13 protein-coding genes are annotated in these 11069 nt (G+C 75.4%); 1 reads left to right on the top strand and 12 read right to left on the bottom strand.

Going from position 1 to position 11069, the window contains the following annotated elements; translation table 11 throughout:
- The 4 genes from PSR1_RS17370 to PSR1_RS17355 all read right to left on the bottom strand — a co-directional run.
- Positions 1 to 621 (bottom strand): DUF6600 domain-containing protein (locus PSR1_RS17370; RefSeq protein ID WP_370539103.1); only part of this gene is annotated, 621 nt, incomplete at its 3' end.
- Positions 622 to 920: 299 nt separating this feature from the next.
- On the bottom strand, positions 921 to 2204 hold the full coding sequence (gene clpX, locus PSR1_RS17365; RefSeq protein ID WP_011420603.1) for an ATP-dependent Clp protease ATP-binding subunit ClpX: 1284 nt from the start codon (positions 2202 to 2204) through the stop codon (positions 921 to 923).
- Between the two features lie 113 nt (positions 2205 to 2317).
- Positions 2318 to 2932, bottom strand: a complete 615-nt coding sequence (locus PSR1_RS17360; protein ID WP_059438713.1) for a hypothetical protein — start codon at positions 2930 to 2932, stop codon at positions 2318 to 2320.
- Between the two features lie 7 nt (positions 2933 to 2939).
- Positions 2940 to 3866, bottom strand: a complete 927-nt coding sequence (locus PSR1_RS17355; protein ID WP_059438712.1) for an AgmX/PglI C-terminal domain-containing protein — start codon at positions 3864 to 3866, stop codon at positions 2940 to 2942.
- An 85-nt stretch (positions 3867 to 3951) separates the two neighbouring features.
- On the opposite strand from PSR1_RS17355, the gene truA reads away from it, so the two are divergent.
- Positions 3952 to 4770: a tRNA pseudouridine(38-40) synthase TruA gene (gene truA / locus PSR1_RS17350; RefSeq protein ID WP_059438711.1), complete on the top strand. Its 819-nt coding sequence runs from the start codon at positions 3952 to 3954 to the stop codon at positions 4768 to 4770.
- Positions 4771 to 4875: 105 nt separating this feature from the next.
- Here the strand turns inward: truA and PSR1_RS17345 are convergent, their stop codons facing one another.
- From PSR1_RS17345 to PSR1_RS17310, 8 genes are all read right to left on the bottom strand, one after another.
- Entirely contained in the window at positions 4876 to 5100 is a 225-nt protein-coding gene (locus PSR1_RS17345; RefSeq protein WP_059438710.1) for a ribbon-helix-helix domain-containing protein, read from the bottom strand.
- Between the two features lie 179 nt (positions 5101 to 5279).
- The gene (larE, locus tag PSR1_RS17340) at positions 5280 to 6134 is read right to left on the bottom strand and encodes an ATP-dependent sacrificial sulfur transferase LarE (RefSeq protein ID WP_059438709.1); all 855 of its coding nucleotides are present in this window, start codon (positions 6132 to 6134) and stop codon (positions 5280 to 5282) included.
- Positions 6135 to 6170: 36 nt separating this feature from the next.
- Positions 6171 to 6923 carry an adenylyl-sulfate kinase gene (gene cysC / locus PSR1_RS17335; RefSeq protein WP_059438708.1) on the bottom strand — a complete coding sequence of 251 codons (753 nt, stop codon included), beginning with the start codon at positions 6921 to 6923 and terminating at the stop codon, positions 6171 to 6173.
- 309 nt (positions 6924 to 7232) lie between these two features.
- Positions 7233 to 7925: a ThiF family adenylyltransferase gene (locus PSR1_RS17330; protein ID WP_059438707.1), complete on the bottom strand. Its 693-nt coding sequence runs from the start codon at positions 7923 to 7925 to the stop codon at positions 7233 to 7235.
- 22 nt (positions 7926 to 7947) lie between these two features.
- A complete protein-coding gene (locus PSR1_RS17325; protein ID WP_059438706.1) occupies positions 7948 to 8226 on the bottom strand; it encodes a sulfurtransferase TusA family protein in 279 nt (92 codons plus the stop codon).
- A complete protein-coding gene (locus tag PSR1_RS17320) occupies positions 8223 to 8972 on the bottom strand; it encodes a ThiF family adenylyltransferase (RefSeq protein ID WP_059438705.1) in 750 nt (249 codons plus the stop codon). The genes PSR1_RS17325 and PSR1_RS17320 overlap by 4 nt, the downstream gene beginning before the upstream one ends.
- Before the next feature lie 63 nt (positions 8973 to 9035).
- Entirely contained in the window at positions 9036 to 9410 is a 375-nt protein-coding gene (locus tag PSR1_RS17315; protein WP_059438704.1) for a hypothetical protein, read from the bottom strand.
- 1 nt (position 9411) lies between these two features.
- Positions 9412 to 11069: Hsp70 family protein (locus PSR1_RS17310; protein WP_059438703.1), on the bottom strand; the 1658-nt coding region annotated here is incomplete at its 5' end.

Raw genomic sequence — 11069 nt, 5'->3', positions numbered from 1 at the left:
CGCCGGCGCGGTGGCGTAGAAGTACTGGCGCGTGTACCGCGGCGCGTAGGCCACCCGGTACACCGGATACGAGACGAAGCTGCCGCAGGGCACGAACGTCCACCAGGCGTCCACGAACGGATAGCTCGACACGTAGATCGAGACGCCGGGCCCGAGCGGCGCCCAGCCGACCACGTCGCCCGAGTAGCGCCAGGCGACCCACGCCGGCGCCCACTGGTAGCCCGGGATCCAGACCCAGCCGTAGCTCGGGTCCCAGGTCCAGCGGCCGTAGTGGTACGCGGCCCAGCCGAACGGCTCGTCGGAGACCCACAGCCAGCCCTCGCTGGTCCACTCCCAGCGGCCGTAGTAGTACGGGCGCCAGCCGGCGGCGACGTACGGCCTCCACACGCGGCCGTACCCGCCCACCACGACCCACTCGCCGTACGGCGAGAGCGCGCCCTGGAACGTGTCGAAGTTCACGGCGCCCGAGTCGTTCATGTCGACCGAGACGTCGTAGTCGGCGGGGCGCTCGTCCGACCACCGGTCGGTGTAGTCCTCCTCCCACTCCCGGTCGTCGGCGCGCGGCAGCGCCGGCGCGGCGAGGGCCGCGAGGGCGACGAGGGTGAGCGTGCGGCGGAGCATGGCAGCCTCCTGGCGATGCGATGGCTTCTGCTGGCTGGTCGGGCGATCGCCCTGAGCCTTCACCCGTCCTATAAGCAAGCGCGGTGCCGCGCAATTCCGCCGTGCTGACGCGGAGTTGCCGCTGGCCCGCGGGGTCCGCGGGGGCACAGTGTGCGCCGCCTTCACCGTGCCGGCCCGGCCCGCCCCGCCTCGAGGGGCCCGCGCGCGGGGCCGAGCGCCCTGCCGCAGGCGCCGGGGGGCGGACATGCGAGCGGCCGCCCGGGGGCGGCCGTTGGGGGGTACCGGCGAGGCGGACGCGCTCAGGCGGTCCGCTTCTCCTTCTCGAAGCTCAGGAGCGGCGGCTCGCGGTTCACGATCACACCCTCCGTGATCTTGCACTCCTTCACGCCTTCCCGGTACGGCACGTCGTACATGATGTCGAGCATGGCCTGCTCGAGGATGGCGCGCAGGCCGCGGGCGCCCGACTTGCGCCGCATCGCCTCGCGGGCGGTGGCCCGCAGGGACTCCTTGGTGAAGGAGAGCTTCACCTTCTCCAGATCGAAGAGCTTGATGTACTGCTTCGTGAGCGCGTTCTTCGGCTGGGTGAGGATGGTGACGAGGTCGTCCTCGCCGAGGTCGGACAGCGTCGCCACGATGGGCAGGCGGCCGACGAACTCGGGGATCATCCCGAAACGCACCAGGTCGCCCGGCTCCACCCGCGCGAGCAGCTCGCCCAGGCTGGCCTCCTCCTTGCGCTCGATCTTGGCCCCGAAGCCGAGCCCCTTCACGCCGACCCGCCGGCGGATCACCTGCTCCAGCCCGCAGAACGCGCCGCCCACGATGAACAGCACGTTCGAGGTGTCGACCTGGATGTACTCCTGCTGGTTGTACTTCTTGCCGCCGCGCGGGGTGACGTTGGCGCGCGTGCCCTCGATGATCTTGAGCAGCGCCTGCTGGACGCCCTCCCCGCCCACGTCGCGGGTCGGCGAGGGCGTGTCGCCCTTGCGCGCGATCTTGTCGATCTCGTCGATGTAGACGATGCCGCGCGACGCCTTCTCCACGTCGTAGTCGGCGTTGTGCAGCAGGTTCTGGATGATGTTCTCGACGTCCTCGCCCACGTAGCCCGCCTCGGTGAGGCTGGTGGCGTCGGCGATCGTGAACGGGACGTTGAGGAAGCGCGCCAGCGACTGCGCCAGCAGCGTCTTGCCCGAGCCGGTGGGCCCGACGAGCAGGATGTTCGACTTCTGCAGCTCGACGTCGTCCTGCGCCGCGCGGGCCTGCCCCGGGCGCTGCGGCCGGGCCGGCTTGCGCGAGTAGACGCGCTTGTAGTGGTTGTAGACCGCGACCGAGAGGACCTTCTTCGCGCGGTCCTGGCCGACCACGTAGTCGTCGAGGAAGCTCTTGATCTCGGCCGGGGTGGGCAGCGAGACGGCCGGACGGCCCTCGTCCCGCTCGGCCTCCTCGGCGATGATGTCGTTGCAGAGCCGGATGCACTCGTCGCAGATGTAGACGGTGGGCCCGGCGATGAGCTTGCGGACCTCCCGCTGGCCCTTGCCGCAGAACGAGCAGGACAGGTTTCCGTGGTGATGCTCTTTCCGGCTCACGCGTTTCCCTCGACGGCTCGGATGTTACCACCAAACTGGGAGCCCCCGGAATTCGGAGCCCGGCTTCGAATATAGCCAGGGTGCCGCGGGGCCGCTCCCCCAAACCCGGACGGCTAGCGGTCGAGGAGGGCCTCGATCTCCCCGGCGAGGGCATCGGCCTTTTGCGCCACGGACCGGGGGACCGCGTCCTCGTCGCGGCAGGCCGAGGCGAGGCGCCGCGCCGCGGCGGCGAGCCGCTCCACCCGCTCCGACCTGGGCGGCGCCGGCGGCGCCGGAGGTGGACCGAAGCGCTCCGCGATCTTGCGGTTCATCGCCGCCGGCGTGGGCGGCCGCTCGATCACCTCGTCCCGCAGCTCGCGCCAGCCGGAGTCGGAAAGCCGGCCGGTCGCCTCGGCGCGGGAGAGCACCTCGATCACCTCGAAGGGCGGAGCGCGCGTCTCGCCGCGCGCCTTCGCCAGCTCCGGCTCGTGCCGCTCGAGGAACCCGTAGCTGGCGGTGAGCTTGTCGGCGGTCGCGCCGCGGATGAACAGCTCCTTCGTGCAGTACCGCTCGAAGCTCGGGTAGCCCCACCCGCGCCACAGCTCCTTGCGCCGCACCTCGGAGAGGAGCCGTCCGAGCTCCACCCAGGCCGACTTGAAGCGCTGGGCCCCCTCGAGCACCTTCCGGCGCATCGAGCCCTCCGGGAGGTCCTCGGCGCGGGCGGCCAGCTTGTCGGCGGTGGCGGTCATGGCGGGCTCACTGGCCGATGCGGAACGCGAGCGACACGGTCGGCCGCTGCCCCGGGAACGGGTCGAAGCGCCAGCCCTGCAGCGCCTGCATGAGGCAGTCGCGCAGCGCGCCCTGCTTGAAGCGCGGGTCGTCCACCCACAGCGTGGCCACGCGGCCGTCGTTCCCGATGGCGAACTCGATGGGCACGTCGCCGCGGAACTCGGGCGAGCGGGCCGCCTCGGCGCGGAAGCACGGGACGAGGCTGCGCTGCTCGCGCGCCACCACCGCCTGGATCTTGCGCTCGTCGAACTGCGCCGCGACCAGCTCTCCGCCGCTCACGTCGCCGCTCGCCGCGCGCCCGCTCGCGCCGCCGCGCCCGGCCAGGCCCGGCTCGCGCCGGAGCGCGCCCCGCGCCCCACCACCCGCGGAGCCCGCGCCCGGGCTGCCCTCGCCCGGCCCGTCGAGCGGCACCTCGATCTCGTCGTCCGGCGCCGCGCGGCTGGACACGCCGACCCGCGCCACCGAGGCGATGCGGATGCCCGCGCCGAAGTCCTCGAGGAGCGGGTTGGTGTCGGCGCTCCGCCGGGCCATGAGGAACGCACCGCCGATCGCGCCGGCGACGAGCAGGAGCGCGGCCGCCGCGACCGCCAGGGCCTTGCGCCGGCCGCGCCGCTGCCGGAGCAGCCGTGCCCCGGTGACCTCGCGCTCGACGCGGAGGGCGGCCTGCGCCTTCTTGGCGTGGACCACGAACGGCGGGAGCTCGCCGACCGGCGTCCAGTGGCCGTCGCCGGAGGACACCGGCGTGGCCGGCTCGAGCTCGCCCCGGTACAGCATCGCGGCGAGCGTGCGGGAATCCACCGGCCCGAACACCTCGCCGGCGCGGCGGAACAGCCACTCGCCGCCCTCGAGGGCCGGGTCGTCGTTGATGGGGTTCGGTTCTGTGCCTGGCGCCATGCGGTGCGGGGACGTGGGGTGAGGTCGGAGGCGCGCACGGCCGGCTCGCGCCGGCGCGGCGGGCGTGGGAACTTAGCACGTCGGCATGGAACGGCGCTCCTACGCACTGCGGCTCGCCTACGACGGCGGCCGCTTCCGGGGTTTCCAGCGGCAGCCCGGGCTGCCGACCGTGCAGCAGGCGCTGGAGGAGGCGCTGGAGCGGCTCGGCGTCCGGGCCCAGCTGCACGTGGCGGCCCGCACCGACGCCGGCGTCCACGCGCTCGCGCAGGTCGTCAGCTTCTCCGCGCGCGCCGCGCTCGACCCGGCGGCGCTGCGGCGCGGGCTGAACGAGGCCCTGCCCGAGGGGATCCTGGTGCTGGACGCGGCACGGGTCGGCCCGTCCTTCCACGCGCGCGGCTCGGCGGCGTCGCGCACCTACGTCTACCTGGTGGGCGCCCCGCCGCCGGACGGGCTGCGGCCGTACGCGTGGACGCTGCCCGACGCGCGCGCCTTCCCGGAGCTCGCCGAGGTCCCGCCCCTCGACGCCGCGGCCATGCGCGAGGCGCTCGCGGACGCGGTCGGCGAGCACGACTTCGTCGGCTTCGCCCGCCCCGGCGAGCAGCGCGGCACGGTGCGGACCCTGCTCCGCGCCGAGGTGATCGAGGCGGGGTGGGCGCCGCTCGTGGCGGTGGTGCTGGAGGGCAAGGGGTTCCTGCGCGCGATGGTGCGGAACCTGGTGGGCACCGCGGTCGCGGTCGGCCTCGGCCGCGCCCCGCGCGACGTGATCCGCACCCTGCTCGCGACGCGCGGCCGCTACCGCGGCGTCCGCGCGCCGGGCTGGGGGCTCACGCTCGCAGCGGTGCGCTATCCGGACGGTGCGTGGCCGTCACCGGCGGCGCCGCCGGACCCGTCAGCGCCTCGATGACCCCGTCGGCGCGGCGCACCACCGCGACGCGAACGAGGCGCAGGCGGCCCAGGGTGCGGGCCGGCAGCGGCGGCGGGCGGACCGCCTCGGCGCGCTCGCGCGCGATCACATCGCGCTCCGCTGATCCGGCAGGTGGCCGTACTTCGCGAGCAGGTCGGCGACCGCCTCGCGGAGGTAGTCCGACTGGCGCACGCGGGTCTTCCGCGCCAGGTTGCGCAGCTCGGCGGCGAGCGCCGGCGGCAGGCGGACCAGCATGGGCTCGAGCCGGTTCGGGTTGCCTTCGACGGCGCTGCTCTCGAGCGAATCGGGTGCGATATCGGCGGGGTGCATGTGCGCTCCTTGCGACATGGGCTGACTTGCACCTACACGCTACCACCCGGTATCCGGCCATCAAGAAAACCGCCAACCGGCCGGAAACTTGACAGAACCCACGGGAATCGGGCCGGCGCGCCACGGATGGGCCGGGAGCCCTCCGGGTGCGATCTCGGCCCTGAGCGGGCGCGGGGCGCTCAGCCCTCGACGACGGGCAGCGCGATGCCGGCGAGCGCGTTCAGCCGGCCGGAGCGGAACGGCTCCAGGTCGAGCACCGCGAGCCGGAACCCGGCCGCCTTCACCGCCTCCACCAGGGCGGCGCGCCGCGCGAACGCGGCCTCCAGCTCGCCCTCCCCCACCTCGACGCGCCCGATGTCCCCGTGGTGCCGCACCCGGAAGTCGCGCAGCCCGAGCGCGCGCAGCCCGGCCTCGGCCCGCTCGACCTGCGCCAGGCGCTCCGGCGTGACCGGCGTGCCGTAGGGGATCCGGGAGGCGAGGCAGGCCATCTGCGGCTTGTCCCAGGTCGGCAGCCCGTAGGCCGCGCTCCAGGCCCGCACCTCGTCCTTGCCGAGGCCGGCCTCCGCGAGCGGCGAGCGGATCCGGCGCTCCAGCGCGGCCTGGTGTCCGGGCCGGTGATCGCGGCGGTCGTCGGCGTTGAAGCCGTCGAGGATCGCGGCGAGGCCCGCGTCGCGCGCCGCCTGCTCGCACAGCCGGTACAGCTCGGACTTGCAGAAGTAGCAGCGGTCGGCGCCGTTCGCGAGGTAGCGAGGGTCGTCCTGCTCGTGGCTCTCCACCTCGAGGTGGCGCGCCCCGAGCCGGGCCGCGAGCGCGCGCGCCTCGGCGCGCTCCGCCTGCGGGACCGACGGCGAGTGCGCGGTGAGGGCCACCGCGCCCGCGCCCAGCACCTCCCGCGCGACCGCCAGCACGAAGGTGGAGTCCACGCCGGCCGAGAACGCGACCAGGGCGCTGCCGCAGGCGGCGACGTCCGCCTTCAGGCGGGCGAGCTTGGGCTCGGAGGCCCGGCGGATCGCGTCGAGGTCGTCGGGGCGCATGGCGCCGGTCTTATACCCGGCGCGCGCCCGGGGCCGCTACCGCCGGCGCTTGGCGCCCTTGGCCGGGGTGGGCGCGGCCTTCCGCTGGGGGCGCCGCGCGGCCTGGCGCGCGTCGAGCCGCCGGCGCGCGCCGCCAGCGGACCCGCCCTTGGCGGCCGCCTTGGCCTTCGCCTTCGCGGCCGGCTTCGCGGCGGGCTCGGGGCGCGCGCGGCGCGGGCGCTGGCCGCCGGTGAGGCGGCCGAACTCGGCCGGGCCGATCACCTTCGCGTCCACCATCGCCTGGAGCACGCGCAGGACGCACTCCTCCACCGAGAGCTGGTCGGTGTGGACCACCACCTCCGGGCGCGCGGGCGGCTCGTACGGCACGTCCACCCCGGGCACGCCCTTCAGCTCGCCGGCGAGCGCCTTCGCGTAGATCCCCTGGGGATCGCGCTCCCGCAGCTTCTCCATGGAGCAGTCCACGAAGACCTCGACGAACCGGCGCGCCTCGCGGCGGAGCTGCTCGCGCGCATCGCGGTACGGCGAGAGCGCCGCGCAGACGGCGATCCCCCCCGAGCGCATCACCGCCTTGGCGACGAAGCCGAGGCGGGTGACGACGCGGGTGCGGTCCTCCTTGAGCGTGCCGAGCCCCTCCAGCAGCAGCGCCGCCTCGCCGTCCTCGTCGAGCAGCGTCGCGGGGCGGCCCGCGGCCGCGAGCCGCGCGACCAGATGGGAGGCCAGGGTGCTCTTGCCCGCCCGGTTCATCCCGGTGAGCCAGACCACGAACCCGGCGCCGTGTTGCGTCTCCATGCCGTCCTCCGGACGCGCCGCGGCGGTGTCACCGGCGGCGAACGAGCGGTTTGGTCGGTGGAGTATACCCTCTCGCACCTCCGTTCTCAAAATCGGACCGCATCGCGCCAAATCCACGTTCGCCCTGTTTTTCCAGGCGGTTGCGCAATCCGATATCGGTGGACCCGTTCTCCGTGGGTCAATCTCGCGCCGGCCGCGGGCCTGACGTTCACGGCGGGAGAACGCCGCCGCGGGCGGCGACCGCCGCGCGCCGCCGGGCGCGCGCACCGGCCCGCGGGCTCCCCCGGGCGCGGGATCGCTGGGGTTTCGTCAGGCCTCGGCGGGCTGGGCGCCGGCGCAGGCGCAGCCGGCGAGCCGCGCGGTGGGGCGGGCGGTGGCCACGCCGCGCACCAGCTCGACGCGCCGCCCCGTCACGCTGCCCGGCTGGGCCATCAGGTGGATCAGCTCCGCCGCGCCGAGCGCGGCCAGCGCCGCGACGCCCGGCTCGGGCGGGCGGCCCGCGCCGGCGGTGGAGCGGGCGCAGGAGTAGCACGGGGCCCCCCGCGGCACCGAGACCACCGCGCCGCCGTCGCCGTCCGGCTCGACCACCACGTGCGGGATGCCGGCCCGGCGCGCCGCCTCCGCCGACGTGACCGCCTGCACCACCGACGGCGCGCAGACGAGCGCCGCGGTCGGCACGCCGCCGGTCGGATAGCGGTCCACCTGGACGAACGCGGACAGCGGCGCGAGGGCGCTCCGGGCCGCGTCCACCCGCGACGTGCCCACCGCCGAGGGCGGGAAGAGCCAGCCGGCCAGGTCCGCGGGCGACACGTCCTCGGGGTCGTCGAGCCAGAGCCGGCCGACGCCGGCCTGGACGAGGTACACGAGCGCCGCGGACGCGACCGCGTCGATCCCGACCACCCGCACGCGGGCGCCGAGCAGCCGCTCCTGGGCCTCCTCCCCGAAGCCGGGCACCAGCAGCTGCCGGGCCCAGCGCGCGATGCGATCGTCGCTCAGCGACATGGTTCCTCCGGCCGGGCGTGGCTCACGGGAGCACCGGCGCGTCGCCGGGGCGGCGCTTCTCGAGCAGCAGGCGGTACGCGCCGTCGCCCTCGGCCGGCAGCGGCTCCACCGCGAGCACGCGGTGCCCGTCCTCCTCGGCGCTGCGCGGGACGCTCTCCAGCGGCTCGCCGGCGCGCAGCCACACCTCGAGCGTCTCGCCCTCCGCGAGCCGCTCCAGCGCGATCCGCGTCTTCACCCAGGTCATGGGGCAGGCGAAGGCGCGGATGTCGATCCGGCTCGCCGCGCGCTCGGGGGCGGTCACGCCGCGCCCCCCGCCGGCGCCGCGGGCGCGTCGCAGGCCGCGGGCGCGCTGCTCCCCAGCACCTGGCGCCCGGCGCAGGCCAGGCACCCGGGGCGCTTGCGGACCAGCACCAGGCGCGACCGCCCGCTGCGCAGCTCGTAGGTGAACAGCCGCCCCTCGTACGTCCCGCGCTCGCCGGCGAGCAGGCGCAGCGCCTCGGCGGCGAGGAGCGCCCCGGCGAACCCGGCCACCGGCCCCAGGATCCCTGCCTGCGAGCAGGACGCGACCGAGCCCGGCGGCGGCGGCGCCTCGAACAGGCAACGCAGGCAGCCGCCCAGGCCGGAGGGCGCCACGGTGAGGAGCTGGACGGTGGTGCGGAGCACGCCCGCGTGCACCAGCGGGCGCCTCACCCGCGTGGCGGCGTCGTTGGCGAGGAACTTGGTCTCGAAGTTGTCCGAGCCGTCCACGACGACGTCGGCGGCGCCGGCCAGCGCCTCCGCGTTCGCGGCGTCGAACCGCTCGTCGCGGGCGTCCACCTCGACCGACGGGAAGATCGCCCGCAGCCGCGCGGCCGCGGCGGCGGCCTTGCGCCGGCCGACGTCGGCCTCCTGGAACAGCGGCTGGCGGTTCAGGTTCGACGTCTCGACGGCGTCGTCCTCGACGAGGACGAGCCGGCCCACCCCGGCCGCCGCCAGCGTGAGGAGGGCCGGGCCGCCGAGGCCGCCGGCGCCGATGACGAGGACGCGCTTGCCGGAGAGGCTGGTCATGGGACGCGTTCGCCTATATCCCGCCCCCGCCTCCCCGGCAACCGCGCCGGGGCGCGGGCCGCGTCAGAAGGTGAGCGCCCTGCCCGCGCGCGCGGCGCGCCAGAGCGAGGGCAGCGTGTCGATGGCGTCGAGCCGCCCGAGGACGTGATCCGGGTCGAGCCCGGCGAGCCGCACCGCGGTGTCGCACGCCACCACGCGCAGCCCCAGCTCGCGCCGGGCCTCCTCCAGCGCCTCCGCGAGCGGCGTCACGCGCGCCTCGGCCGCCGCCGGCGGCGCCCCCTCGTCGAAGCGCCCCGCCACCCAGAGCCGGAGCGGCTCGAAGAACAGCGCCACCGTGACCTGCTCGCCGAAGGCGGCCGCGGTCACGGCGAGCGTGGCCGCCTGGTAGCGGTCCTCCCAGCCGCCGCGGTGCAGGAAGACGACCAGCGGGCCGGCCATGTCACTTCCTCGGGCCGAACATGCGGCCGAACAGCCCCTGCCTCGGCGCCGCGGACGGCGGCGGGACGGGCGGGCGCGGGGCGCGCTCCAGCGGGCGGGCGCCGCGCGGCGCGGTCTGCGCCTCCGGCAGCTGGAGCTTCTGGCGGAGCGACTCGGGCGTGTCGAGCGTGGCGAGCTGCATGGCGGTGACCTGGCCGGTGGCGAGATCGCGCGCGGTGACGGTGAGGATGCCCTCGGCCCCGAGCGCGAACTCCACCGCCACCCGCACCTCGCCGCGCGGCCGCGCCGGCAGCCCCTCCACCCGCACCGTGCCGAGGTACTCGCACTCGGAGGCCTTGTCCGAGTCGCCCTGGAACACCTGCAGCTCGAGCTCGGTCTGGCCGTCGCGGGTGGTGGCGTGCTCGTGCGCCTTCCTCGCGGGGAGGCGCGTGTTGCGGGGGAACACCGGCGCCATCCGGCCGCCGGGCAGCCCGACGCCGATGCCCATGGCCAGCGCGTCGATCAGCACCACCGAGTCGATGCGGTGCGCCGAGTCGGCGAGCAGCGCCGCGCCGAGCGCGACCGCCTCGTCGGGGTGGACGCTGCGGTTCGGCTCGCGCCCGAGCGCCTCCTGGATCTTGCGCCAGACGAGCGGCATCCGGCTCTGGCCGCCCACGAGCAGGACCTCGTCCACGTCGCCCGGCCCGAGCCCCTTCGCGGCGAGCACCTCGCGGCACACCTCGATGGTCCGGTCCACCAGCCGCTCGGTGAGCGCCTCCAGCTCCTCCCGGGTGACCTTCACCTCGAGGCCCACGTCCTTGCCGTCCCGGTCCTTGCACAGGTACGGCACCTGGGCGACCGCCACCTCGCGGGTGGAGAGCGCGACCTTCGTCTCCTCGGCGGCGTCGCGGATGCGCTGCCACACCACCCGGTCCTCGGGCGGCGCGAAGCCGTGCTCCTCCATGAAGCGCCAGACCAGGTGGTCGAGCAGCTGCGCGTCGAAGTCCACGCCGCCGAGGAAGGTGTCGCCGCCGGTGGAGATCACCTCGTACACCTCGCCCTGGATCTCCAGCACCGAGGCGTCGAACGTGCCGCCGCCCAGGTCGTACACCAGCACCCGCTTGTCGAGCCCCTTGCCGAAGCCGAAGGCGAGCGCCGCGGCGGTGGGCTCGTTCACGATCCGGTCCACGGCGAGGCCGGCCAGGCGGCCCGCCTCGCGGACCGCGTTGCGCTGGTGGTCGTTGTAGTAGGCGGGCACCGTGATCACCGCGTGCTCCACCGGCGCCCCCAGCGCCTGCGCCGCGGTCTCGCGCATCTCCTTCAGGATCAGCGCCGCGATCTGCTGCAGCGAGAAGTCGCGGCCGGCGAAGCGCACCGCCGCGGCGCCGTCCGGGCCCGGGACGATCTCGTAGTGGAAGCGATCGCGGCACGCCTGCACCGTGGGCGAGGCGAACGGCCGCCCCACCAGCCGCTTCGAGCCGTAGACGGTGTTGCGCGGGTTCACCACCATCTGCGCCTTGGCGGCGTGCGCGACCAGCAGCCGCCCCTGCGCGTCGTAGGCGACCACCGACGGCAGCGTGCGGTAGCCCTGGCGCGAGGCGAGCACCTCCGGCTTTCCGCCCCGCACCACCGCCACGCAGGAGTTGGTGGTGCCGAGGTCGATGCCGATGACCGCGCCGC

This window comes from Anaeromyxobacter sp. PSR-1 (assembly GCF_000964525.1).
Classification (GTDB): domain Bacteria; phylum Myxococcota; class Myxococcia; order Myxococcales; family Anaeromyxobacteraceae; genus Anaeromyxobacter.
The sequence above is the reverse complement of the archived record's forward strand: the minus strand, read 5'-3'. Positions and strand labels throughout refer to the sequence as shown.